A 26,196-nucleotide genomic window follows, 5' to 3' on the forward strand; every position below is an offset into this window, starting at 1 on the left:
ACCTTCTCCTATTGTTCCCCAGAAGTTTCCTATATCATTAATTCCTGCAACATCAAACCAGAATACTGAATTTAATGCATGGTGTAAACCAGTAGGAATTAATAATCTATTAAAGAATGCATATAAACCTGATCCAATTGCTCCTGTAGAAACAATTGCCTTACCAAATGCTACTAGTGCTCCATAAACTACTGGCCATACAAAGAATAATACAAGTGATGCTAATAATGATGCTAAAGCTGTCATTATAGCAACGGATCTCTTACCACTAAAAAAACCTAAAGCATCTGGCAGCTTAGTATTTTTAAATTTATTATAGCAAGCTGCACCAATTAAACCTGAAATTATTCCAATAAATTGAGTTTGAGTTTTTGAGAATGCTGCTGGAACCTCAGCTGCATCAATTCCCTTAAACATAGCAACTGCACCTGTGCTTAGTAATGTTGTAATTACAAGCCATGAAACTAACCCTGCAAGGCCTGCTGTTCCATCATTATCATCAGACATACCAACACCAACACCTATAGCAAATAATATAGCCATATTATCGATTAAGGCTCCACCAGCCTTTAATAAAAATGCTGAAACAATACTGTTAGCCCCCCATCCTGTTGGGTCAAGCCAGTAACCAATACCCATTAAAATACTTGCAACAGGTAAAGCTGCTACTGGAAGCATTAAAGATTTTCCTAGTCTTTGAAGATACTTCATCATAAAATAATTCCTCCCTTTTTATTAATACAATTTTTGACGTATATTATATATAATTCCATAAATAAACAACAAAAAAAGCCAAAAAGGAATTAGGTGCATTTAATTCCTTCTTGGCTCATGCTCAACCGTATTGATTACACGCCAAAATTCGTATTTTTAATTTACATACTAATAATAACATCTTATGATAAGGTTTTCAAGACTTATTTCATGTCATTATGCTAATTTTTCTTAACATATCTTCAATTTTCTCAAAATATCTGTATATTCTTATATATTTTAAATTATTTTTCTATTAATTTATTGACAAATCATTGTTTATATATAATAATTTAATATAGACGTGTTACTGTTTAATCAGGCATGAGTCCAACAAATTAACTTTTTTAGGACTTATGCCTTTTGTTTTTTAAGTTATCAATTTAATTATGGTATTTATTTTTACTATAATATAAATACTATAATTAGCATAATAAAAATTTGTACTAGAAAGGATGTGGATTCCTGAATATATTCAGGATATATTATGTTTGATTTTTTAAAGAAAATTTTCAAAACAGATTCTTCAACAACAAATGAAGTTGTAGCTAATCCTAATACACTTGTAGCTCCTGTTTCTGGTAAGGCTATTCCTTTATCAGAAGTTCCAGATCCAGTTTTCGCTGAAAAATTAGCAGGTGATGGAATGGCTATAGTTGCAGAAGGAGATACTGTTGTAGCTCCAGCTGACGGTGTACTTACTTTAGTTTTCAAGACTAAACATGCTTTTGCTATGACATTAGACAACGGTCTTGAATTACTTGTTCACATTGGATTAGAAACTGTTTCTCTTGAAGGAGAAGGTTTTGAACAATTAGCTGAACAAGGTGCTAGAGTTAAAGCCGGTACACCAATAATGAAAATAGATAGAGAGCTTATTAAGAGTAAAGGATTATCTTTAGCTACTCCAGTTTTAATAACTAATGTTGATGCTGCAAAATCAATAACTCCTGTTGAAAGTGGAGATGTTGTTGCTGGTAAAACAGAAGTAATAAGATTTGAAGTTTAATAAACATAAAAATCAGCCTAAAATTAGGCTGATTTTTTATTTGCTTAATGAAACTTTAAATCTTTCTATGTGCATTGCTAAATATGCTATCTCGTCTTCGGAAATATTATCTATCTCTAATATTTTACAAATTATTTTGCCTACCTCAGATGCTATCTTATAAGATAATCTATATCTTTTCCTAATAACATCTATTAAATCATTTTTTATTGGAGAATTTGTCATGATTCTTTCAATAGTAAATCTTATATGTGTTAAAAATCTTGCATAATCTAAAGATTTCTTATTTATTTTTACCTTTAATCTTTTTTCTACATGTTGAACTATAGCATTACTTAAATAACTGGATTTAATTGTAGTTGATAACTTTCCATTATTTCTTGCCGAATGAATATGAAGTGTGATAAAACCCTTTTCTCCTTCAGGTATTTCTATTTGTAACTCTTTTTTAATTCTATCAGAAATTTTTTGAGAAAGTTGAAATTCTTGAGGATATAATGTTTGTATCTCAACTAAAAATGGATTTTGTATTTCCTCATTATTTTTTAATCTTTTTATTGCATAATATAAGTGATCAACTAAGCTTATATGAATATTTTCACTAAGTTCTTCCCCTAATTCATCTACTATTTCTGCAATTACTTCTTCAACTATTACTATTAAATCGCTATCTACCCTATTTACAATTTCATTAAAATTCCTTTGATTATCTTCATTTTCAATAATAAAAATCTTCTCTACTACAGTGCCTTTTTTTATAATTTCTCCAGGTTTTTTTCCAAATCCTATTCCTTTTTGAAATAATATTTTTTCCCTCTCATCTTCTTTTACCAATAAAATATTATTATTAAAAGATTTTATCACTTCCGAATCACTATTTAATACAATATTCTTCATATTTCCTTCCTCACATAATATTATTTGCCTAAAATTTATCTAATCTAATATTTTATAAAATGTTAAATGATCTCTCCAAGCCCCATTTATGAATAAATATTTTTCATTTAAGCCTATTTCTTTAAAACCACAAGATATTAATACACCCTTTGATCTTTCATTATCAACTAATACAGAAGCTTCAATTCTATGTAAATCTAATTCTTCCTTTGCATATTTTGCAACAAGCATTACAGCTTCCTTCATATAACCTTTTCCTTGAAAATCCTTATCTATTGAATATCCTATAATTCCACTTTTAAAAACACCATTTACTATATTTGATAACTTTATTTTACCTATTAAATAACTATCTTTATAAATTCCAAAATCATAAGCTGATCCATTCATCAATTGTCTATAACTTTCTAACAACATAGATTTATGAGTTTCATAAGTATAGAAGCTTTTGTCTCTTAAAGGTTCATAAGGTCTTAAATGTTCTTCATTCCTTATATAATAATCCAATAAATCCTTTGCAGCATCTGGTGTGAAGTTTCTTACATTTATATTTCTTCCTTTCAAATCTATTAAAAATCTTCTATTTATATCATTATATTCAATTCTATTTATTCCAAAACTTAATTCATCTAAAAATATTCCATTTGCAAAAAGATTTTCTGTAAATATTCCCTCTAAAGTAAATCCTAAATCTAAAAAGGCTCTATAATCTATATTCTCATTTACATATATATTAACTTTATATATATCATTATCCTTAAATATAGCTTTTAAAATACTCTCTATTGTTTCTCTTAACAAATCATGTTTATTTTCTCTATAAAACTTAAATTTAACTGTACACTTTTTATTATCCCTATCAAACTCTATTATTGTAAATCTACCTATAAATATATTATTAATATCCTTTACAATATAATCACTTAAGGTTCCCTTAACCAATTCTATAGTTACTGTTTTGTTATCATTCATATGTTTTCTCCTCAGAATATACTTATAAACCTATTATACATATAAATTATATCCTTTTACAATATTACACATTATTTATAAATAACCTTCATATAATTAATAAGAACTTTAAGAGGTGTTTTCTAATGCTATCTAAAATGAATAAAACAAAAAAGTTTTTTAAAAAAATAATTTTTCGAATTATTATTATATTATTATTTTTTATTTTAATAAATTCTTTTTTACAAGGTAAGTTTAGAAAATATAAGGCGGATACTCCTTCGTTTAATAATATAAGCTATATTTCTGAAGAAAGTTTAATAAGGAAAATTAATGGGGTTAATAAATTAATAACCTTAGAATTAGAACTTTCACAAATAGTAACAATAGATAAAAGCATTGGTAATTTAGATTTACTTAAAAAGTACAAAAGAATAAATTTTTTTGCTGATTGTTCTTATTATATAGATTTATCTATAATAAAAGAAGAGGATATTATAATAAATCAAGAAAAAAAACTCTTATTTTTAACTGTTCCAAAACCAAAAATATATAATATTTCGATTAATGAAGATAAAACTATATTTGAAGCATCACAAAATGGTTTTCTTAGATTTGGAGAAATAAAATTATCTACAGAAGAATTTAACTCCCTTCAAGATGAAGTTCTTACTAATTTTGAAGAAAAGCTTAAAGGCAATGAAATATATCAAGAAGCATTGAATAAAAGTAAAATATCACTGGAAAACTTTTTATTAAGTTTAATAAAAGAAGATCTAGAAATTAAAATATACTTCAAATAAATATTTACTAAATAGTTTTTAAGAGTATAATATATTTAAATCATTTTAAATCTACATTTAAAGGAGATGAGCAAATGAAAAAAATAGTTCTAGCTGGTGGCTGTTTTTGGGGAGTTGAAGAATTTTTATCAAGAATTCCAGGCGTTATAGAAACAGAAGTAGGCTATTCTAATGGAAGAACAAAGAATCCTACTTATGAAGAGGTTTGTAATAACAATACATATTTTGCTGAAACTTGCTTAGTAACTTATGATGAAAATATAGTATCTCTAGAAAAAATTCTTAAAGAATACTGGTCAATTATAGATCCAACTACACTAAATAAACAAGGCAATGATGTTGGAAGTCAATATAGAACAGGAATTTATTATTTAGATGATGATGATTTAGATATTATATTAAAAAGCAAAGAAGAAGAGCAGAAAAAATATGAAAAAAGAATTGTAACTGAAGTTAAGCCTCTTGTTAATTATTATAAAGCTGAAGAATATCATCAAAAATATCTAAAGAAAAATCCTAATGGATATTGTCATATAAAATTATAATTTCTACTATTTGTATTTTAAAATTTTTACATATTATTTGAAGTTTTAATTTTAATATATTAACATATAAATCTATTTATATTTATATAAAAAGAACTCTATTATCTATAATTAATATAGTTTAATAGAGTTCCCTTTTTATTATAATTATTTATGGTTACTTATTCTTTCTATTGTACAAGAATAATTGAGTAAGAAGTCCTGTTAAACCGGCTAACATAACGCACAAACCTTGAATTCCAATATGTTTTTGACCTATAATTATCATTCCTAAAAATATTATAAAAGCAATAATATTAATAGTAATTTTTGCCGCTGTACTCATAGACTACATCTCCATCCATCTGATTTCACCAGGTTCTAAAGTGACTTCACTCTATTTCCTTCATCATCATAGACATTTGTAACCTGTTCTTTATCTGTGTTATTTAAAATAGCATATTTCTTTATGCTTGGATACGCATGTACTTCGCAATATAAGTTGTCTGCATACCATTTCTTAAATTCATCTTCTTTATGTGCTGAATAATATAAAGCTCTCATTAATATTCGAGTATTTTGCTCAGAATATGGAAGTCCTGCAATGTAAACACATCTTCCCTTTCCATAATCATTGCTTGCCATATTAACTTCTCCATTGCTATAAGCAATTATTTGTGTAGATAACTTTATAGCATAAATATTTTTCATTCCTTCACCAAAATCATAATCTTCTACTATATCTTCTGTAATAAAGTGTTTTTCTACTGGTGTATGGAAATACTTATCAGTGTGTAATGTAAAATCTAATTCTTTATCTACTCCAAATGCATCTGCTAATTGGAAGAAACGACCGCCATGTTCAACAGCTGTTGGTTCACCAACTCCAACAAATCCTCCACCGTTATAAATCCATTCACGTATAGTTGATACAAATTCAGGATCCTTCCAAATATCTCCACCAGAGAATGCTGTATGAGCATCTCCAGCATTTATTATTACATCAATATCTTTTGGAATACCATTCTGTTTTATATCATCAAAGCTAATAAATGTTACATCTACGCTGGCTCCACTTAGTGCATCTAAAATTCCATTGTAAGAATAAATTTGCTTGCAGTATAAAGCATGAGCAACCATATAAGCATGCCAACTTCTTAATTTTCCCCAGCTATTTAATATTGCTACCTTTAATCCACAATATGGAGTTACTCCATTAATAGTATCATAAATTTCTCTAAATTCATCGCAAACCTTTTTTATATAATCAACAAATTTAGGGAATTTATAAGCCAGGCTTGGATATCCACCATATCCTATACGATCTACTGGTTTTCTCATAATAGCACGTCTTGCACCTAACCAATTTTCTGTAGCTTCTATAGTTGGGTCATTTCCTTCACGGAAAACATCTGGGAAGAAATATGGTAAAAACCTACCTTCTCTATATTTTACTCCTGGAATATCAGCTATTAAACGAAGAGTAGCTCCTCCTCCAACACTTCCTACAACTGCGTCTAAACCTATTTCCGGAAAATATTTACCATATGGTTCAGTACCTATCCAGTTATCTCCAAGGAACATCATTGCTTCTTTTCCTGCTTCATGCGTTAAATCTACAAGTTCCTTTGCCATTTTAGCAACAAATCTTTGAGTAAAATCCATATAGTCTAAATATTCCTTTGTAGGAACACAAAAGCTTGAATTATAATATCCATTTTGTACAAATACTTCTGGACGTAATCTATATCCATATTCTTTTTCAAAAGCTAAAATTGCTTCTGTAGATACACTTGCTCCATATCCACACCAGTCTACAAACTTTTCTTTACCTAAGTTATTGAATATTAATGTAAAGTGATAAAAGAATGTTGTAAAACGTACAACATCTGTATCTGGATTGTCCTTTAACCATTGTTTTAAATATTCAACAACATATTTATTTGCATTTTCTTTTCTTACATCAAAAGGTATATCATGAGGAACTTTATCCCCCCAATTATTTGTAATATGGTTATACATTTGCGTTGGATCCCATATTAAATATGCAAGGAAAGAAACTGTATATTCATGGAAAGGAGTGCATCCCTTTACTATAACTACATCCCTATCTTTATCATATTCCCAATTCTCAACTGGAATAACTTCATTAGCAGTTCTATCTATAACTTCCCACCATTCCTTTGGATCATGAATATAATCAGCTTTTACTTGTTGATCAAAATAAGTATCTAAGAAACTTATTTCTATTGTATCGGATGTTGCTAATACATATTGACTCATTAAATAAGCTTGTTGACATTCATCCATATGTTTTTCTGCAAAATCATTATGATGACGTGCAACAAAATATGTTGTATAAATCTTTGCTTCTAACTTTTTAATATCATCACTAAGTTTTGTTCCATCGCTATCACGAATAGCATCTGCACCCCAACGAGATAATAATTCTTTTGTCTCCTTAAGAAAATTACTTTCACTCGGTAACGTTACTCTACCTTTAGTCTTTGCCATAATAATATACTCCTCCTAATTTTTCACCTAATCTATAATCTATTAATCTTTTAATCCTCCAAGACTCATACCTTGTGTAAGTTTCTTTTGTAATAAAATATATAAAATTAACGTAGGCAACATTACAATTACTAAACCTGCATACATAATTCCATAATTTGTTGCTGTTTTTTCAACTGCCATTAAATTTTGTAGTCCTACTGGTAATGTCTTATTTCTTGTAGTCATTAATGTAAATGCAATAATATATTCATTCCAAAATGCTAGAAAATTAAATAATATAACTGTTATAACACTTGATCTAGCCATAGGAATCATTATTTTAATCATTGTTTTAAAATATCCACAGCCATCAATTAAAGCAGCTTCTTCATAAGCCTTTGACAATGTTTTAAAATAACCTGTCAGCAAATAAATTGTAAATGGTAAGGCAGTTGATGCATAAACTAAAGCTAATATAAATCTATTGTTTAAGAAAAACTTAACACCAAATATTTTATTAGCTGAACTCAACATTAAAAATATTGGAACTACAATATAATTAACATTAATAAATAACCCTGCCATAAATCCAGTACTTATAAACTTTTTACCTTTAAAATTAAATCTTGCTAAACAATAAGATGCTGGCAATGCAACTATTAATAATAATACAAGTGCTAAGGCAGTAACAATTACGGAATTCAATAAATATTCACCCATTTTTGCCTTTCCAAAAGCAATAACAAAGTTTTCCCAAATTAACTTTTTAGGAAAAGCAAAGGGATTAATATCTTTTCCAACAAACTCAGCATTAGATTTAAGACTCGCCATAAAAACCCAAGCAACTGGCACAATAATTGAAACTGCTAGAGTTATTAATGCTATATAAATAAATATTTTATATAAATTTCTAGCACTACTTACTTTGTTTTTTTTAACATCTTTCATATCCTTCCTCCTAAAACTCTAACACTTCACGTTCAGTAATCTTATTAATTACTGCTGACAATATGAAGGAAAATGTGAATACTACTACTCCAATTGCCATACCATAACCATATGCTGATGATGTATATGCCTGCTTATACATATAACTTAAGAATACTTCAGTTTGTCCGTTGGGCCCTCCACCAGTCATAATTTGAACCATTAAAAAGCTTAGGTTAATTGTACTAATAACAAAAAATGTTAAAGTCGTACGAATATTATCCCAAATAAGAGGTAATGTAATTACAAAAAACTGCTTAATTTTGCCTGCTCCATCTAATCCAGATGCTTCATATAAACTTTCTGGAATTGATGCCATACTTGCCATATACATAACCATATAGTATCCAATTGCCTGCCAAATAAGGGCAAATATTAAAGAGTAAATTACAATATTAGGGTCTCCCATCCACATTCTTTTTAAATTATCTAACTTTAGAAAAAAAATAAATCGCTTTTCTGACTTTCTTTTATTCACTTTAACCCACCCCCCATTTAAATCAAACGGTGAGTTATAATACTCACCGTTTATTGCTTTATAACTATAATTTTAGTATCAACTACTTAAGTGCTGCTCTACATTTTTCAAAAGTTTCATTTAATTGAGTTTTCCATTGATCAGCAGTCATTGACCCATCAACTAGTGAGTCAATTGCTCCATATACAGCCTTATTAAAATCTAATCCTTCAATTGTGTCTGTTGCAGCCCAGTTACCTAATGCAGGTAATACTCCTTCTTGTTCGTAAATGCTATAGAATAATTTCATATCTCCATCAAGCTTATCAACAATTCCTTTTACTGGTTGAACAACTGGAGTAGCAACCATTTGTCCATCTTTATTTTGAACTTTATTGTCTAACATAATATCAATGGCTTCATCTGAATATAAGAACTTAATAAATTCTTTTGCATCATCGTGATTTTTACCTTCTTTAGGTACCCAAACTTGTTCAAAGAATGTATAAGCGTAACGTTTTCCACCTTCTTCATATGCTGGTAATGGCATAAAACCCCATTTAAATCCCTCAGGTGTTGATTCTGCCATTTCTCCAACTACCCAGTTTCCATTTGGCATAAAGGCTACTTGTCCATCAATTACAGCTTGTTGATTTTTCTTAAATCCACCATCACTGTTTGCATTTGCTACTGTTGCATCCCAAGTGTATTTAGATAATTTATCAACTGTATCTATTACTAATTGACCTTCCTTAGAATTCCAAGTATTTTCATCATATTCTAAGGCCTTCTTGTAGTAATCTGAACCACCTGCTTGATATAATAATGCAAATAATGTTCCATCAAAGTATCCTGAAGTTGGATAAGTAAATAATGCTTTTCCTTCTGCTTTTAATTTATCACCATATGTCCACATTTCATCCCATGTAGCTGGTAATTTTTCATTTTCAAATTGAGAAGCATCATACCATAATCCTGTTGGTGAATAGAATATTGGGGCCAAATAAGTCTTGCCATCCCCATACGGTTGAGTGATAGCGTTTTCAGCAAATCCATCAGCTAGTTTATCTTTTAATTCTCCTGTAAATACATCTGATATGTCTAATAGAGCTTCTTCCTTAATCATTGTTTCAGTAAATCCACTCTTTTGTCCAATATTATAGTAAACTACATCTGGATATTCTCCATCTAACATTTGAGGACGTAATTCTTCATCTAACTTTGATGATAGTTGCAGCTCAATATCTACATCTGGATTAGCAGTTTCAAAAGCTGTTTCAAGATTTCTCCAGATATCTCCTCCGTTACCATCTTCAAATGCAGCAACTTTTAATATTCTCTTGCCCGATGTTTCACCTGATGTTTCATCTGTTGACTTAGAACCACATCCAGTAAATGAAGTTGTGACCATAAGAGCCATTAATGACATACATAATAACTTTTTCATAAATATCAATTTCCCCTACCAAAAGATTTGTGATTTATTGTTATTTACACCATGTTTGTTTTACTTTCTATTCATAGTATAATTTATAGTAAACGTTTTTTATATAAATATATTGTGGTGTTTTTTATATATATTGTTATTGTTAAACTGATAATAAGATCTCCTTGAATTTAAATCAATATAAAACAATCCCGTTTAACACTTTAAGCTAGTAATATAGTGGCTTTTAAGATATTTATTATTCTTTAGTAATATTGTCATATTATGTAGTAAAATTTTACTTATATTGTGATATAATTATTAATATTATGGAAATAGATTGGGGGATCTAAATTGAGTATTACACGATATCTAATAAATAACAAAAAACCTTATGATCAAAATTATGAACTACTTTACATAAGCAAATCAAAATTTGAAAATGATTGGCATAGTACAGCCCATTTTCACCCCTTCACCGAAATATTCTTTATAACTGATGGTAAAGGAGCTTTTCACTTAGATGATGCCATTGTTAATGTTAATAAATGGGATTTAATTGTAATTAATCCTAACTGTCTACATACAGAAAAATCATCTTTATCAGATACTCCACTAGAATATATTGTTCTAGGCATAGATAATCTGTTATTAAATTTTCCTGAAACATATAGCTTAACTGAAAATGAACAACAACCTAATCTTTATAGACTTATGAACTTTTCAAAAGATAAAGATTTAATACTTAATTATTTAAATCAATTGATTAACGAAATTGAAAATAAAGAATTTAATTACGAACTTATTTGTAAATGTATTTTAACACTATTTATAACTCACATAATACGCAGAACAGCTTCTCTACAATTCGTAGAGGAATCCCAAGAAAAATTAAATTTAGAATGCATAAAAATAAAGAACTATATTGATTCACACTATTCTCAAAATATAACACTAGACTTTTTATCAGACTTGACTTATATGAATAAATTTCATTTAGTTCATACATTTACTAAACAAATAGGAATATCTCCTATAAATTATGTTATAAACAAGCGTATTCAAGAAGCTAAAAACTTATTAAGTACTACTGGCTATTCTATAAGAGATATAGCTTCAATCGTTGGTTTCTCAAGTTCATCTTACTTTAGTCAAATGTTTAAAAAAGTAACTGGAGTATCTCCAAAAAACTATAGATTAAAAAATGCTAAAAGTAAATAAAAAATAAGGAGCAGTTTCTGTCATAAAGCAAAACCAGCTCCTTATTTGCAAGCAACTAAATTACACCTATTATCTCTTTTATAACTTCTCCAGCTATTATCATCCCTGCAACTGGTGGAACAAAAGACATACTTCCTGGTATTTGTCTTCTAATTGTACACTTTTTAGTTCCCCCTGTACATACACAACCAGTTTTACAAGTAACTACATCTTCATCCTTTGGCTTTCTTGGTTTCTCCTCTGAATAAAGAACCTTAAGGTTTTTAACTCCTCTTTTTCTTAATTCATATCTCATAACTTTAGCAAGAGGACAAATTTTTGTGTCGTATATATCAACAATTTTAAATTGTGTCGGGTCTAGCTTATTACCTGTCCCCATTGAAGCAATTATATTAATATTTCTTTCATAACAATATTGTGCTAAAGCTAACTTTGCTGAAACAGTATCTATTGCATCTATCACATAATCAACATCATCTGTAATTATATCTTTTATATTTTCAGGAGTTACAAAAACTTCATGAGTAATAATATTACACTTTCTGTTTATAGTAAGAATTCTCTCCTTCATAACTTCTACCTTTGATTTACCTATTGTTTTATATGTAGCATGTATCTGTCTATTTAAATTAGTTAAACATACTGTATCATCATCAATTAATACAATACTTCCTACTCCTGCCCTCACTAGAGCTTCTACAGCAAAGCTTCCTACACCACCAACACCAAATACCATTACTTTTGAATTTTTTAACTTTTCTAATCCTTCTGTCCCTATTAGTAACTCAGTTCTAGAGAATGGATGTTGTAGCATTAATTATCTCTCCTTTTTTATTAAACATTATATCTTATTTTAAAACATAATTTGTTCATATACAATGATTATTATTTCCCAAGAAATAAAATGCATTTTTAAACTTTTGTTTATTTAAATACTATCTTTTATATGTTAATATAATTAAGAATTAACTTAATCAAATTTATTTTAAGGAGGTCAAGTAATGACTTTTGGAATTATTAGTGCTATGACTGAAGAATTAGAACTTCTTCTTAAAGAAATGAATATTGAAGAAAAAACAACAAAAGCTAATATGACTTTTTATAAAGGTACATTAGGAGATAAAAATATAATAGCAGTAGTTTGCGGAATTGGTAAAGTTAATGCTGCAATATGTAGTCAAATATTAATATCTGAATATAAAGTTTCTTCTATTATTAATGTTGGGGTTGCTGGTGGAATTGGTAAAGATATATATCCTGGAGATGTTGTTATAGGAACTGATCTAGTTGAACATGATATGGATACTTCTGCTTTTGGTGATCCAGTTGGACAAATACCAAGACTAGATACTTTCTCCTTTAAATGTGATGAAAATTTAGTTAAAGCAGCTCTTAATGCTGCTAATGAAATAAAAGAAATAAATAGTTTTACAGGAAGAATAGTATCTGGTGATCAATTTATAGCAAATATTGATAAAATAAAATGGTTATCTGAGACATTTGATGCAATATCTTGCGAAATGGAAGGCGCAAGCATAGCTCATGTTTGTTACTTAAACAATATTCCTTGTGTTGTTATAAGATCAATATCAGATAACGCTAATAACGGAGCTCATATGGATTATGAGAAATTTATGCCAATAGCTATTAGAAACTCTACTACAATATTAAAAAACATGTTAAAAACACTTTAGGCAGCAAATGCCTAAAGTGTTTTTATTTCAGGATATAGCTTTAAGTCTTCCTTTTGTATTCTATTTACTAATAAAGTTAATACTTTTTGACTTTCTTTTATAAATTCTGCTTTATTACTTAATATCTTGTTTTTAGTGTTAAACTTATTTTTATATTCTGTAAATATGTTATGGATATCTCCCATTTCTTCGCTGTATTCAGTAGCTATTTTCTTTAATTTATCATTATTGCTGTTTATAAGTTCTGGGTATAAAAATTTATCTTCTGTTTTCATATGAATATTTAATTTTCCAGCAAGGGTATTTATATCCCATACCATATCATCAATATTATCTTCTAAATTACTTGATTTTATATGATTATCTAATTTTTTAAATAGTTCTTTTATTTCTGTATGTTGTCTTTCTAAATTACTTATATTCATCTCCATAACTCCCTAACTTTCCTATTTTAAATTTGCTTATATTATAAGAAAATTACAAGGGGAATTATGTGATTAAAATCACACAGTTATAAAACTTATTAATCATAATTAAAATTCTTTAAACATCTCCCTTTTAACACCGCAAACTGGACATTTGTCTACTGTAACTCCAATTTCAGTAAAACCGCAAATTGGGCAAATATAAATTGATTCATCTCCTATATCTTTACCTTCTTTAGCTTTATCTTGAGCTTCTTTGAACATCTTTGCATGTATTTTTTCCGCTTCTAGTGCATAATGGAAAGATTTTTGAGCTTCACTTTCTCCTTGAAATTTTGCTGTTTCTAAATATACAGGATACATTTGTTCTACTTCGTGTAGTTCTCCATCAATGGCTCCTTGAAGATTTTCAACAATGTTTGTATGGCCAAATACAGCACCTGCAGCAACAGTGGCATCCCCTACTTGATCTCTTAATACATTAAAATGATTTTTAGCATGAACCCATTCCGCATAAGCTATTCCTCTGAAAAGTCTTGCTATATTTGGATATCCATCCTTTTCTGCTGAATCCGCCCAAATTGTATATCTCATGTGAGCCATGCTTTCTCCACCATAAGCTGATCTTAAAAAATCTGCAGTCATTGCATTTTTTAATGACATTTTTATACACATCCTTTCTTAACAATTACAAACTTTATTATTTCCAATAGTATATTAAATAATTCATTCTTTTATATTTACTTGTTAAATTTTTAAATATAAAGTCTTACTCCATTCTTTTTAAGCCAGTTATGTCTTTCTTTATAATCTGGAAGAATACTCTCTACTTTATTCCAAAAATTCTTAGAGTGGTTTTTATGAACCATATGACTCATTTCATGAACAACTACATAATCTAATACCTCTAACGGAGCCATAGAAAGCCTCCAATTAAATAACAAATCGTTTTTATAGGAACAGCTTCCCCATCTTTTCTTTTGTTCTTTTGACTTTATATTTCTAGGCTTAACATCAAAATACTTCTGGTAATACTCAACTCTTTCCTTAACTTTTCTCAAAGTTGTTTCTCTATAAAAATTCTCTATGGCAAGTTTTATTGCTTTAGTATCATTAGTATTACTTTTTACTATTAATTTTTCTTCAGAAAGTTCAGCTTTTATCTTTTTATAATTATCCTTTATATCTATATATAATTTATATTCTCTTCCAAGATATAGATAAGTTTCCCCTTCAATGCCTTCTCTTTTTATCTTTTTTGCATTTATAATACTAACTTCATTCTGCTTCTCTATTATCCATTTTGCCTTTTTCTTAACTATATCTATTACTTCCTCTTCTTTTAAAAAGTCTGGAGAAATAACCGTCACTTTCCCATCTAACTCTACTTTAATACTTAATGTCTTCCTTTTTCTATATATAAGTTCAAAATCTATATTTTTTCTTTCATATTGAAAACTTAATTTCATATTTACCTCTTAATCTATATTTACATAATATTTCTTTATAATTATAACATTTATTAAAATCCTTTATATTTCTTATAAATTATTAATCTAATATTTTAATAATATTAAAAAAGAAGAACTATAAGAATAAAATTCTTATAGTTCTTCTTTTAGCTGTTTGAGTTTTGACATATACTTTTTAAAATTTATGAATAAATATGCCACTTCTTGGCTTTGGCTCAAACCAAGTTGATTTTGGCGGCATAATATTTCCACTATCTGCAATATTCATTATATCATTTATTTCAGTGGAATACATTGAAAAACTTACTTTCATATCTGTATCTGCTCTTCTTTCTAATTCTTCTAATCCTCTTACACCACCAATAAACTCTATTCTATTAGAAGTTCTTGGATTATCTATGCCTAATATAGGTTTAAGTAAATTATTTTGAAGAATGGACACATCTAACTGCTCTATTATATCTTTTTCATTAAAGCTGCCTTCTTTAGCTTTTAATAAGTACCACTGCTTCTCTAGATACATTCCAAAAGTATGCTTTTCCTTTGGCTCAACTGGATTTTCACTTATATTTATTTCAAACTTCTCTTCTACAGCCTTTAAAAATTCATCTTTTGTAAGACCATTTAAATCTTTAACAGTTCTATTATAGGCTAAAACTTCTAATTCACTATCAGGATAAGCAATGACTAAAAAATAATTAAATTCTTCTTCACCAGTATAATTCTTAGTTTCTTCTCTTTTTATATTAGATACTTTTGCTGCAGAAGCAGCTCTATGATGTCCATCTGCAATATATAAATAATCCACAGTTTTAAAAATTTCTGAAATTTTATCCACATCTTTTCTGTTATTAATTATCCAAACTGTGTGAGTAACTTCATCTTCAGAAGTAAAATTATATAAAGGCTCTTTTTCCATCCAAGCTTCTATTATCTTTGATATTTCCTTGTTTTCTCTATAAGTTAAAAATATTGGACTTGTATGAGCACTTGTTTTATAAATATGTTTAATTCTATCTCTTTCTTTTTCTTCTCTAGTAAGTTCATGTTTTTTAATTATATCATTATTATAATCATCAATAAAGGCACAAGCTAAAAGACCTACTTGGCTTCTATTTTTAATTTTTTGTTTATATATATAGAAAGAAGGTTCCTCATCTTTAATATATAAGCCTCTTTCTATCATTCCATCTAAATTTTTCTTTGCTTGTTCATAAACTGCATCACTATAAACATCTATATTTTCTGATAAATCTACTTCAGCCCTATCAACATGTAGAAAAGAGTACGGATTATCTTTAACCATCTCCCTAGCTTCTTCTACATCCATTACATCATAAGGTAAAGATGCTATTTGATCTGCTAATTCTTTTATAGGCCTCATAGCCTTAAAAGGTCTTATTATTGCCATACAAATCCTCCTTAGTATTTTTTAATTAAAAAAATCCTTTATTATTGAAACAACTTCCTCTCCAATTCTATCTTGTGCTTCTATAGTAGATGCCCCTATGTGAGGTGTGCAGCTAACTCTTGGATGCTTAACTAACCGTTCATTTGTATTAGGCTCTACTTCAAAAACATCTATTCCCGCACCAGAAACTCTTCCTAAATCTAAAGCCTCTAAAAGAGCCTCCTCATCTACTACTTTTCCTCTTGCACAATTAATTATATATGCCCCTTCTTTAATTATGCTGAATTCTTCTTTTCCAATTAAATATCCCTTACTCTCATCATAAGGAACATGTAAAGAAACAAAATCAGCTTTTCTTAATAAGTCCTCTAATTCATAATATTCAAATTTAATATCTTCAATCTTTCCAAAACAGTCATTATATATAACTTTCATTCCCAAAGCCTCAGCCTTAATTGCAAGAGCTTTTCCTATTCTACCCATTCCAACTATTCCAAGGGTTTTGCCTTCAATTTCAACACCCTTATATTTTTTCTTATTCCACTCGCCTTTTCTCATAGTGTAATTTGAAGTTCCAAGAAATCTTGCTACTGCAAACATATGAGCAAGGGCTAGTTCTGCTACAGAGTTAGAACTTGCATAAGGAGTATTTTTAACAACCATACCATATTCCTCTGCAGTTTTTATATCTATATTATCAACACCAACTCCTGCCCTAATTATAAGCTTCAATTTTCCTGTTGAAGCCTTTTCTAATATTTCTTTAGTTACTTTTGTTGCTGATCTTACTACTAAGCAATCATAGTTCTTTAATTTATCACCAAGTATATCTTTATCATAATGTTTTGAAACAACTTCAAATCCTAAAGTTTCTAATTTCTCTATTGCTCCTTCTTGTAATCCATCATTTAATAATATTCTTATCAAAAGGATCCCCCCTATAAATAGCTATATATTGATTAATTAATTATTTATGCTAATAAGAGTTTAGATATTACTCTAAACTCTTTATAAAAAATCCTATTTATTTATTACTTATTGCAATGCTTTTAATCTAACCCCAAAATATCATTTATATTAACAAGCAATTCTTCTAAATCTTCCATTGTACAATCTGCCATATGGGCAATTCTAAAAGTCTTATCTTTTAAACTACCATATCCATTAGATATTACAAAGCCCCTTTTTCCTAATTCCTTGTTTAATTCTGATATATCGATATTTCTTGTATTTTTTACTGTAGTTAGTGTATTTGATAAATGATTTTCATCTGCAAATAAATCAAAATACTTTTTAGCCCAATTTCTAACTACTTTTGCTAATTCTAAATGTCTATTAAATCTGTTTTCTAATCCTTCTTTGTTAAGGATATAATCAAGTTGATAATCTAATGCAAACATATGAGAAATTGATGGAGTTGAAGGATATTGATAATCCTTTTTTTGAATATAATTATACAATGATAATAAATCTAGATAAGTTCCCCTATTTTTAACCTTTTCTGCTCTTTCCTTAGCCCTTTGTGAAAAAGTACATAAAGATATTCCCGGTGGAAGACCTAAAGCCTTTTGAGATGAAGTAATACAAATATCTATGCCCCATTTGTCAACTTCTATCTTTGTTCCAGCTGCTGAGCTTACTGCATCAACTATAAATATAATATCATCATATTTCTTAACTATTTCGCCAATTTCATCTATAGGATTCATTACTCCTGTTGATGTTTCATTATGGGTTACTGCTATTAAATCATATTTACCTGTTTTTAAAACATCATTTACCATTTCTGCATTAATAGCCTGCCCCATTTCAACTTCAAATAAATCTGCTGGAACATTATTTGAAACTGCCATGTCATACCATCTTTTCCCAAAAGCCCCTACGGAAAATACGGCTGCCCTTTTTGCAGTACATGATCTTATAGCACCCTCCATAAGACCACTTCCAGATGTAGTTGAAAGTAAAATTTCACTATTTGTAAAAAATACTTTTCTTAAATTATTGCTTATTCTTTTTTGTAATGAAGAAGCTTCCTTACTTCTATGACCAATTAAAGGTTGTGCCATTTGCTCCAAAACTTCTGGTCTAACTTCAACTGGTCCGGGAATAAACAACTTTTTATGCATCTTATCCCCCCCATTTATTTATTGCTTTTTGCTAATACTTTACTGATAATTTTACTACTTTTTAGAATGATAAACAACACCTTTTTATCAATTTATTAAAATTATTAGAATTATCAAAAATAATATTATGTATATTCCTAGTTTTTTATTAATATGTTATTATATTTATATGTTTTTTGTTAATATATTAATAAAAAATCACTTTATTGCTTTACTGTGCAAAATTAAAAATAAAAAGGATTTTTATTTAACTAAAAATCCTTTTATTCTAATTATGTATTTTTATTACTTATTTCTTTCAAGGTATCTCTTATTTCTGTTAATAATAATTCTTCCTTTGTTGGTTCTTTAGCTTTAGTCTCTTGCTGCGCTAATTTTTCATTTTCCCTTTTTCTATTTAACTTGCTTAAAAACTTTATAAAAATAAATAATGATAATGTAATTATTAAAAAGTCTACAACATTTTGAATAAACTGACCATATTCTAATACTGCTGGATCCTTGCCAGGTATTTCTCTTAAAGTATATGATAGATCTTTAAAATCAACTCCACCAATTATAGCACCAATTATAGGCATTATTATATTGCTAACTAATGATGATACTATTTTATTAAAAGCTCCTCCTATAATAACCCCTATTGCTAAATCTATTACATTTCCCTTCATAGCAAAATCTTTAAACTCTTTTATTAATCCCTTACCTCTTTCTTTAATCTCCATTCTATCACTCCTCAATTATTTCATAACTTAGATCTAGAACCGATTCTGTTTCCCTGCAATATTTTATACATAGGCATTGGCCTAATACTCTTGGACATCTATAACATAAACACTTCTTATCATTTCCATCACAAGATTTTTTATACTCTGGGCAATATCTACAATTAATACCACTTCCAACTGGCATTCTACTAATTCCTCCTTTAAAATAACTTTATAAAATTTATCTATTCTTTTAGTTTATCATATAAAAAATGATAATCAATAAAGTAACATCTTTTAATTGAAACCATATAATAATTACATAGAAGAGGCTTTTCACTCATTGAATGATTTGAAAACTTCTAACTCCCATCTATAAACTTATTAAATTTTATTAGTTCCCTTCTCTCGATAAAAGGAGCCTAATCATTAAAATTAATAATGATTAGGCTCCTTTTATAATTAAATTTTTGTTTAATATAAAATATCAGTTATAAATTAGATAGTCAATTTTTTTAAAAGAATAATTGAAATATTACCAATAAAATTATTCCTGGTATCCCCAAAAATCCAGCAATTAACGCAGTCACTGCATTTATGGCTATAGTAAATCCTAAATATGATCCTAATATATTCGCTAAATATAGCAAAACTAATCCTATTATTCCATTTATTAAAATTTTAAATGGCCATTTTAAAATTTTTAACACAATAATTAATAATACTAATCCTATCAAACCGAAAAATAAAGTATCCATTAACCAATCCCCCTTTAAATTATAATATGCAATATTACATAGCTATATTATTTCTATCTTCTTTAAATGTTTCTTTTTAGCTACTGATAGTAAATAATCAAATCTATTTCGTGCTGCGTTTTCACTATTAATTGCAAGTTCTATTAATTGAGGATCAGTTACAGAATTAAATAATGTTCTAGCCACTTCTAATTCAATAATTGTTTCATTAATAGACTTAAGCAATTCAATATCTTCTTCTGTGTATTGTTCTTCATTTTCTTCTTCCTTTTGCTGATCTTTAACTTTATCTTTCTTATTAAAATAATCGAATAAAACCCTTAAAATAAATTTCCTATCCATATTAATCCTCCTGAATATTATATCTAAATTTTTCCCATTTTTTAGAAAAAATATTCATTTGGATTTTATCTTTTACATAAGAGGTGCAAAAACTCTTAAAATTGCAGCAATAAATCTATTTGATAACCTTTCTTTTCTACAATCCTCAATAGAGATTTCTTGTGACTTAGATAAAATATCTAAAAAATCTTCTTTAATTTCATTAATTGATTTAGTTTTATACAATAAAACTCCACATTCAAAATGAAGATATAAACTTCTATAATCCATATTTATTGTTCCAACCACTCCAATTTCATCATCTGAAACAAAGGTTTTTGAATGTATAAATCCTGGAGTATATTCATAAATTTTCACTCCTGCTTTTAAAAGCTGTGGATAATAAGCTCTAGTAACTCTATGAACATACCATTTATCAGGGATATGAGGAGTTACAATTCTAACATCAATTCCACCCTTTGCAGCAACTGTTAAAGCTGTTACAAGCTCATTATCTACTATTAAATAAGGAGTTACTATATAAACATAATCCTTAGCCTTATTTATAATATTTAAATATACATTTTCGCCAACTGCTTCATTATCTAAGGGAGTATCCCCATAAGGCTGAACATATCCGTCACATTCAAATTTTCCAGTATAATTTATATAAGGCTTATATTTTTCAAATTCAATTTCTTCCCCTGTTGTAAATTTCCAAACTTGAAGAAACATCATAGTTATCTTCCATACTGCATCTCCCTTAAGCATTATAGAAGCATCTTTCCAATAACCAAATCTCTCTTTTTCATTTATATATTCATCAGCTAGATTAATTCCTCCTATGAAAGCTGTATGTCCATCTATTACTGTTATTTTTCTATGATCTCTATTATTCATAATTACGGATAAAAAAGGTACAAAAGGATTAAATACAACTGTCTTAATTCCCTTCTGCCTTAATTTCTCGTAATACTTATAATTCAAGGTTGTAAGGCATCCCATATCATCATATATAAGTCTTACATCAACACCTTGCCCTACCTTTTCTTCAAGGATTTCTAAAATTTCATCCCACATCTTTCCTTCTTCTATTATAAAATATTCAAAAAGGATATAATGTCTTGCTTTTTTTAGTTCCTCTATTAAAACCTTAAAAAATTCTTCTCCCGGAGATAAATATTCTGTAATTGTATTTTTATAAATTGGACTTGATGCATAATCCTTTAAGTATTTTGCTTGAGTATAGAAATGCTTATCTTGCTTATATATTTCATCTAATACTTCTTCATTCTGATCAAGTAAATATTCTGTTTCATTATGAATTTTTAATATTTTTTCTCTAAACCTTTTTGTTGTCTTCTTTAAACCAAAAATAAGATAGAATAGTCCTCCAAATACAGGAAATGCCAAAACTGGTATTGTCCAAGCTAATTTATAAGAAGGATTATCTTCTGTGCTGACTATGTACACTACAACAAATAAACTAACTAAGGTAAGTATTGAATATAAATATACAAAAGAATCTGCAAGTTTCCATATTCCAAAAGTTAAAAATAAGAATTGAAGTAAAATTAAGAGTCCGACTATAAACATTCTACTAAATAAAAATTTTATTATTCTAATAAATCATCACCACACTATTTATTTTATTTCTTTTCTTCCTTCTAAGGCCTTTGAAAGAGTTACTTCATCTGCGTATTCTAAATCTCCTCCTACAGGAATACCTGATGCTATTCTTGTTACCTTAACATCTAAGGGTTTTAATATTCTTGCTATATACATGGCTGTAGCCTCTCCCTCAATATTTGGGTTTGTTGCTAATATTACCTCTTTAATATCTGCACTCATTCGTGATACAAGTTCTCTTATTCTTATATCTTGAGGACCTCTTCCCTGCATAGGTGAAAGATTACCATGAAGTACATGATAAACTCCATTATATTCTTTAACCTTTTCTACAGTCATTATATCCTTAGGCTGCTCTACCACACAAATAGTTTCCTTATCTCTACTTGGATTGCTGCAAATTGAACAAGGATCTTTGTCTGTAAAATTTCCGCATACAGAGCAGTATTTTATTGTTCCTCTTGCCTTTACAAGTGCTTCTGCAAATTCCTTAACCTCATCCTCTGGAAGATTTAATATATGCATAGTTAATCTTTGAGCTGTTTTGTGACCTATACTTGGAAGCTTTGCAAATTCTTCTATAAGCTTTTCTATTGCAACTGGATAAAAATCCATAATATCACCCTTCCTTATTATAAAAAGGCGAAATTACTTCGCCTTTAACTCTTTTTTATCTTTAATAGTTTGTTTAAGATTAGAATAATCCTGGTATATTCATTCCACCTGTTAACTTGCCCATTTTATTTGCTGTTTCTTCTTCTGCTTTTCTTAACGCTTCATTTACTGCAGTTAACACTAAATCCTCTAACATTTCAACATCATCTGGATCTACTACTTCTGGTTTTATATTTATAGAAATTACTTCTTTTTTTCCATTTGCTTTTACAATTACAGCTCCACCGCCTACTGAAGCTTCAAATTCCTTAGTTTCAAGATCTTTTTGCATTTGCTCCATTTCTTTTTGAAGCTTTTGAGCTTGCTTCATTAGATTATTTATATTTCCTCCGCCAAATCCGCCTGGAAATCCTCCTCTTGCCATAAAAAATCCTCCTTCATAAATTAATCTTTAAAATAAATTATTTTCTCACTTTATATATATTATCATGTATTTATGTGATTTTCATTGTTATTTGTATTAATTTTTAAATTATTCATCTAAAATATTAACTATATCTGAACCTAACTTTTCTAATATAATATCTTCTGTTGACTTTTCCTCATTTAAATCATTTTCTACAACAAATACTACTTTTATCTTTTCTTTAAATACTTCTGATAATACCTCAGTAATAACATTCATATTTTCTGGCTTTTCTAACCTATCTTTATTAAACTTATATTGTTCTTCATATTCAATAGTTAAAACCCCATTTTCACATTTAACTGGTTTCCCAGTTACAATTGATGCATAAATAATCATTTTTCTTCTTGCCTTAAACTTTTCTAAAATATCCTGCCAAGACCTTTGTATATCCCTTAAAGTTACCTTTGAATATTCGTTTAATACTTCCTTAGGACTTTCTTTCCTTACAACATTTTTAGAACTATTAACTAAGTTAGATACCTTTTTAACTTCATTCTTTTTTTCGTCTCTTAATGAAACTTCTTCAACTGGAACAGCTGTAATAATTCCTCTTTTTAATTTTTCTTCTAAACTATTTAATCTAGATAATATAATTTCATTCGAAGTATCATATTCAATTTTGCACATTTTTATTATAGCAAGCTCTAAATATATTCTTGCTTGCTTACTAAGCTTAGCATCATTTTCAGCTTCTTGGAGTATTCTTATGCATCTCATCGCTTCTTCAGCTCTTATTTTACTTGCTTGTTCCTTTATTAGTATAATATTTTCCTCAGACATATCAAGGACTTCCTCTGGATTATTAGTTACCTTAATCATAAGGATATTTCTGTAATGACTTATTAAATCCTTAATAAACAAGTATATATCTTTTCCGCTGTTAACTACTTCATCAACTACATTAATCGACTTTTCTATATTTCTTTGAATTATTCCGTTAGCTAGATCAAATAAATTGTCATTGGTTACTAAACCCAACATATTTAAAAGTATGTCATATTGCACTGTTCCATTTCCCATGGATATTGCTTGATCTAATATACTCAAAGCATCTCTCATAGCTCCATCAGAAACTCTTGCAATAAGATTTAAACTTTTTTCATCAGCAATAACATTTTGATCCTTTATAATCTTTCTTAATCTTCCTGTTATATCTTCATAATTTATTCTTTTAAAATCAAATCTTTGGCATCTTGAAAGAATAGTTATTGGAAGCTTTTGAGGGTCTGTTGTTGCTAATATAAAAATTACATTTTGGGGAGGTTCTTCTAAAGTTTTTAGAAATGCATTAACAGCTCCAGTTGACAACATATGAACCTCATCCATTATATAAACCTTATATTTTGCTTCTTGAGGAGGATATTTTACATCATCTATAATATCCCTAATTTTATCAATACCATTATTTGAAGCTGCATCTAGCTCTGTTACATCTATTGCTAATCCATCATTTATTTTCTTGCACATAGAACATTCATTGCAAGGTTCTCCATCTTTTAAATTTAAACAATTTAATGCCTTTGAAAATACCTTTGCTGTACTAGTCTTTCCTGTTCCTCTTGTTCCGCAAAAAAGATATGCATGAGCAATTCTATTATTTAATATTTGATTTTTTAAGGTTGTAGTTATATGTTCCTGTCCTACTACATCATAAAAGTTCCTAGGTCTCCATTCCCTATATAAAGCGGTATATCCCATGACTTATATCCTTCCTTGCTTAGTTTTCTTATACTTATATTATAGACTAAAGTTTTTTAATTAACAATTAAGTGATAATAATTTACAATTATTAATAAAAAAGTGCCTTGTACCTTTTTGTACAATAGCACTTTAATTGTTTTTACACTCTTTTTTAATAATAGAAAATTGAATAAAAGATAAAATTAAACTAAATAATCCTAATATCCTAAATGATATCTCTAAAGAAAATAAATCACCAATATATCCACTTATGGGAAATAAAATTATCATACTTAAAGAATAAAACATACTTTCTAATGAAAGTATTGTTGCTCTTTGTTCAGATTCTATCATTGAATTTATTAAATTACTGCTAATTGGTTGAAGTATTGCTGTAAATAAATTTATTATCCATAAATTTAATAATATAAAATTTCCCTTTGAATAACCAATAATAACTATAAATGTACTTAATAATACTGGTATTAATGCTATTGCTTTACTTCTATATCTGTTATAGATTTTACTACTAAATACTGATCCTAAAGATGCTATTAAACCATTAATTAATAAAATAATCGATATAGCTAGTCTCGAATATCCATTATCACTTAAGTATTGTTGATTATAAAAATAAATTGTAGCTGAGAAGGCATAAATAGAAGAGAAAAAAGTAAGATAATTTAAAATTCTCTTATTTGATTTTAATATTCTTACACATTCCTTAAAATGATTTTTAACATCAATTTTGCTTTTTTCTTTATTAATCTTCTCTACTATTTTTGCTTCCTTAAAATTAATAGAAACTAAAAGGGCACATAATGAAATTATAACAGCAACTATATAACTTAATTTAAAATTATTTTTCGATAAAAAACCCCCTACAAAAACCGCTAAGGCTGATGACACTTCTATAATCAAATTTAATCTTCCGTTGATTCTTAAGTATTCATCTTCCCTATTTAAAATCTTTAAACTATCATAAACTAGAGCTTCTTCAGAACCTGACTGAAGATTGTAGCCTAATGCTGAAAAAATAAAAGAAATTGCAAAACCTAAAAAGCTAGCAGAAAATAACATTAATATTGCTGAAATCAATGAAAAACTTCTGCTAAATACTATTGCCTTTTTTCTTCCTATTAAATCTGCTATAGCTCCTGTGGGCACTTCAGATATTAAGCCTGTTATATGAAAAATTCCTTCAAGTAATCCAATTTCTATAAGGCTCATTCCATTAAAAGCTAGATATAAAACCCATATGGCTGAAGTTATGTCAAACGAAGATAAAAATTTATATATATAATCTATTTGTACATTCTTACTTATTTTGTTCATTTCAATCACTCCAATTTGTACTTTGTATTTTAA

At 28.1% G+C, this 26,196-nt stretch carries 27 protein-coding genes and 2 pseudogenes (1 of these 29 only partly in view); 5 read left to right on the forward strand and 24 right to left on the reverse strand.

Going from position 1 to position 26,196, the window contains the following annotated elements; translation table 11 throughout:
• Positions 1-714, reverse strand: partial view of an N-acetylglucosamine-specific PTS transporter subunit IIBC gene (nagE, locus tag BEN51_RS13050; RefSeq protein WP_119866434.1) — the 5' portion only. Its footprint begins 735 nt before the window's first position; the window shows 714 of its 1,449 coding nt (coding positions 1-714); the start codon lies at positions 712-714; the stop codon falls past the left edge of the window.
• Positions 715-1,240: 526 nt separating this feature from the next.
• Between nagE and BEN51_RS13055 the strand changes: the two genes are divergently transcribed.
• Positions 1,241-1,762: a PTS sugar transporter subunit IIA gene (locus BEN51_RS13055; RefSeq protein WP_119866435.1), complete on the forward strand. Its 522-nt coding sequence runs from the start codon at positions 1,241-1,243 to the stop codon at positions 1,760-1,762.
• A 36-nt stretch (positions 1,763-1,798) separates the two neighbouring features.
• Here the strand turns inward: BEN51_RS13055 and BEN51_RS13060 are convergent, their stop codons facing one another.
• Complete coding sequence (locus tag BEN51_RS13060; RefSeq protein WP_119866436.1) at positions 1,799-2,659, reverse strand: PRD domain-containing protein; 861 nt, start codon at positions 2,657-2,659, stop codon at positions 1,799-1,801.
• Positions 2,660-2,698: 39 nt separating this feature from the next.
• Positions 2,699-3,631 (reverse strand): GNAT family N-acetyltransferase, encoded by a 933-nt coding sequence (locus tag BEN51_RS13065; RefSeq protein ID WP_119866437.1) that lies wholly within the window; start codon positions 3,629-3,631, stop codon positions 2,699-2,701.
• Between the two features lie 137 nt (positions 3,632-3,768).
• On the opposite strand from BEN51_RS13065, the gene BEN51_RS13070 reads away from it, so the two are divergent.
• A complete protein-coding gene (locus BEN51_RS13070) occupies positions 3,769-4,413 on the forward strand; it encodes a DUF4230 domain-containing protein (protein ID WP_164704125.1) in 645 nt (214 codons plus the stop codon).
• A 74-nt stretch (positions 4,414-4,487) separates the two neighbouring features.
• Positions 4,488-4,958 carry a peptide-methionine (S)-S-oxide reductase MsrA gene (gene msrA, locus BEN51_RS13075; RefSeq protein WP_119866439.1) on the forward strand — a complete coding sequence of 157 codons (471 nt, stop codon included), beginning with the start codon at positions 4,488-4,490 and terminating at the stop codon, positions 4,956-4,958.
• A gap of 157 nt (positions 4,959-5,115) precedes the next feature.
• Here msrA and BEN51_RS13890 read toward each other — a convergent pair whose 3' ends face one another.
• From BEN51_RS13890 to BEN51_RS13095, 5 genes and pseudogenes are all read right to left on the reverse strand, one after another.
• Entirely contained in the window at positions 5,116-5,283 is a 168-nt protein-coding gene (locus BEN51_RS13890) for a DUF6903 family protein (protein WP_164704126.1), read from the reverse strand.
• 3 nt (positions 5,284-5,286) lie between these two features.
• A pseudogene (gnpA, locus tag BEN51_RS13080) lies at positions 5,287-7,451 on the reverse strand (1,3-beta-galactosyl-N-acetylhexosamine phosphorylase).
• A 42-nt stretch (positions 7,452-7,493) separates the two neighbouring features.
• Positions 7,494-8,381: a carbohydrate ABC transporter permease gene (locus tag BEN51_RS13085; RefSeq protein ID WP_119866440.1), complete on the reverse strand. Its 888-nt coding sequence runs from the start codon at positions 8,379-8,381 to the stop codon at positions 7,494-7,496.
• A gap of 10 nt (positions 8,382-8,391) precedes the next feature.
• Positions 8,392-8,859: pseudogene (locus BEN51_RS13090) on the reverse strand (carbohydrate ABC transporter permease); the annotation flags it as partial.
• 121 nt (positions 8,860-8,980) lie between these two features.
• Positions 8,981-10,324, reverse strand: coding sequence for a carbohydrate ABC transporter substrate-binding protein (locus tag BEN51_RS13095; RefSeq protein WP_119866441.1), 1,344 nt, complete (start codon positions 10,322-10,324; stop codon positions 8,981-8,983).
• A 333-nt stretch (positions 10,325-10,657) separates the two neighbouring features.
• On the opposite strand from BEN51_RS13095, the gene BEN51_RS13100 reads away from it, so the two are divergent.
• The gene (locus BEN51_RS13100) at positions 10,658-11,524 is read left to right on the forward strand and encodes a helix-turn-helix domain-containing protein (RefSeq protein WP_119866442.1); all 867 of its coding nucleotides are present in this window, start codon (positions 10,658-10,660) and stop codon (positions 11,522-11,524) included.
• Positions 11,525-11,579: 55 nt separating this feature from the next.
• Here BEN51_RS13100 and BEN51_RS13105 read toward each other — a convergent pair whose 3' ends face one another.
• Complete coding sequence (locus tag BEN51_RS13105; RefSeq protein WP_119866443.1) at positions 11,580-12,338, reverse strand: tRNA threonylcarbamoyladenosine dehydratase; 759 nt, start codon at positions 12,336-12,338, stop codon at positions 11,580-11,582.
• A 187-nt stretch (positions 12,339-12,525) separates the two neighbouring features.
• Here BEN51_RS13105 and BEN51_RS13110 point away from each other — a divergent pair, with 187 nt between their 5' ends.
• A complete protein-coding gene (locus BEN51_RS13110; protein WP_119866444.1) occupies positions 12,526-13,218 on the forward strand; it encodes a 5'-methylthioadenosine/adenosylhomocysteine nucleosidase in 693 nt (230 codons plus the stop codon).
• Positions 13,219-13,229: 11 nt separating this feature from the next.
• On the opposite strand, the gene BEN51_RS13115 is transcribed toward BEN51_RS13110, so the two are convergent.
• From BEN51_RS13115 to BEN51_RS13185, 15 genes are all read right to left on the reverse strand, one after another.
• Complete coding sequence (locus BEN51_RS13115) at positions 13,230-13,643, reverse strand: hemerythrin domain-containing protein (RefSeq protein ID WP_119866445.1); 414 nt, start codon at positions 13,641-13,643, stop codon at positions 13,230-13,232.
• Between the two features lie 108 nt (positions 13,644-13,751).
• Positions 13,752-14,306, reverse strand: coding sequence for a rubrerythrin family protein (locus tag BEN51_RS13120; RefSeq protein WP_119866446.1), 555 nt, complete (start codon positions 14,304-14,306; stop codon positions 13,752-13,754).
• A 92-nt stretch (positions 14,307-14,398) separates the two neighbouring features.
• Positions 14,399-15,112: a M48 family metallopeptidase gene (locus tag BEN51_RS13125; protein WP_119866447.1), complete on the reverse strand. Its 714-nt coding sequence runs from the start codon at positions 15,110-15,112 to the stop codon at positions 14,399-14,401.
• Between the two features lie 178 nt (positions 15,113-15,290).
• Positions 15,291-16,526, reverse strand: coding sequence for a DUF1015 domain-containing protein (locus BEN51_RS13130; RefSeq protein ID WP_119866448.1), 1,236 nt, complete (start codon positions 16,524-16,526; stop codon positions 15,291-15,293).
• Positions 16,527-16,547: 21 nt separating this feature from the next.
• Positions 16,548-17,453: a D-2-hydroxyacid dehydrogenase gene (locus tag BEN51_RS13135; RefSeq protein ID WP_119866449.1), complete on the reverse strand. Its 906-nt coding sequence runs from the start codon at positions 17,451-17,453 to the stop codon at positions 16,548-16,550.
• A gap of 122 nt (positions 17,454-17,575) precedes the next feature.
• On the reverse strand, positions 17,576-18,652 hold the full coding sequence (locus BEN51_RS13140; RefSeq protein WP_119866450.1) for a pyridoxal-phosphate-dependent aminotransferase family protein: 1,077 nt from the start codon (positions 18,650-18,652) through the stop codon (positions 17,576-17,578).
• A gap of 272 nt (positions 18,653-18,924) precedes the next feature.
• Positions 18,925-19,374: a large-conductance mechanosensitive channel protein MscL gene (gene mscL, locus BEN51_RS13145; RefSeq protein ID WP_119866451.1), complete on the reverse strand. Its 450-nt coding sequence runs from the start codon at positions 19,372-19,374 to the stop codon at positions 18,925-18,927.
• A gap of 4 nt (positions 19,375-19,378) precedes the next feature.
• Positions 19,379-19,561, reverse strand: a complete 183-nt coding sequence (locus tag BEN51_RS13150; protein WP_119866452.1) for a hypothetical protein — start codon at positions 19,559-19,561, stop codon at positions 19,379-19,381.
• Positions 19,562-19,871: 310 nt separating this feature from the next.
• A complete protein-coding gene (locus BEN51_RS13155) occupies positions 19,872-20,114 on the reverse strand; it encodes a pro-sigmaK processing inhibitor BofA family protein (protein ID WP_119866453.1) in 243 nt (80 codons plus the stop codon).
• A 42-nt stretch (positions 20,115-20,156) separates the two neighbouring features.
• Positions 20,157-20,456 carry a DUF2508 family protein gene (locus BEN51_RS13160; protein WP_119866454.1) on the reverse strand — a complete coding sequence of 100 codons (300 nt, stop codon included), beginning with the start codon at positions 20,454-20,456 and terminating at the stop codon, positions 20,157-20,159.
• Positions 20,457-20,528: 72 nt separating this feature from the next.
• Entirely contained in the window at positions 20,529-22,031 is a 1,503-nt protein-coding gene (gene cls, locus BEN51_RS13165; protein ID WP_119866455.1) for a cardiolipin synthase, read from the reverse strand.
• A 48-nt stretch (positions 22,032-22,079) separates the two neighbouring features.
• Entirely contained in the window at positions 22,080-22,679 is a 600-nt protein-coding gene (gene recR, locus BEN51_RS13170; RefSeq protein ID WP_119866456.1) for a recombination mediator RecR, read from the reverse strand.
• Between the two features lie 79 nt (positions 22,680-22,758).
• Entirely contained in the window at positions 22,759-23,103 is a 345-nt protein-coding gene (locus tag BEN51_RS13175; RefSeq protein ID WP_119866457.1) for a YbaB/EbfC family nucleoid-associated protein, read from the reverse strand.
• 108 nt (positions 23,104-23,211) lie between these two features.
• The gene (gene dnaX, locus BEN51_RS13180) at positions 23,212-24,846 is read right to left on the reverse strand and encodes a DNA polymerase III subunit gamma/tau (protein WP_119866458.1); all 1,635 of its coding nucleotides are present in this window, start codon (positions 24,844-24,846) and stop codon (positions 23,212-23,214) included.
• A 132-nt stretch (positions 24,847-24,978) separates the two neighbouring features.
• Positions 24,979-26,163: an MFS transporter gene (locus tag BEN51_RS13185; RefSeq protein ID WP_119866459.1), complete on the reverse strand. Its 1,185-nt coding sequence runs from the start codon at positions 26,161-26,163 to the stop codon at positions 24,979-24,981.
• Positions 26,164-26,196: the final 33 nt, after the last annotated feature.

Source organism: Clostridium isatidis (assembly GCF_002285495.1).
Classification (GTDB): Bacteria; Bacillota; Clostridia; order Clostridiales; family Clostridiaceae; genus Clostridium; species Clostridium isatidis.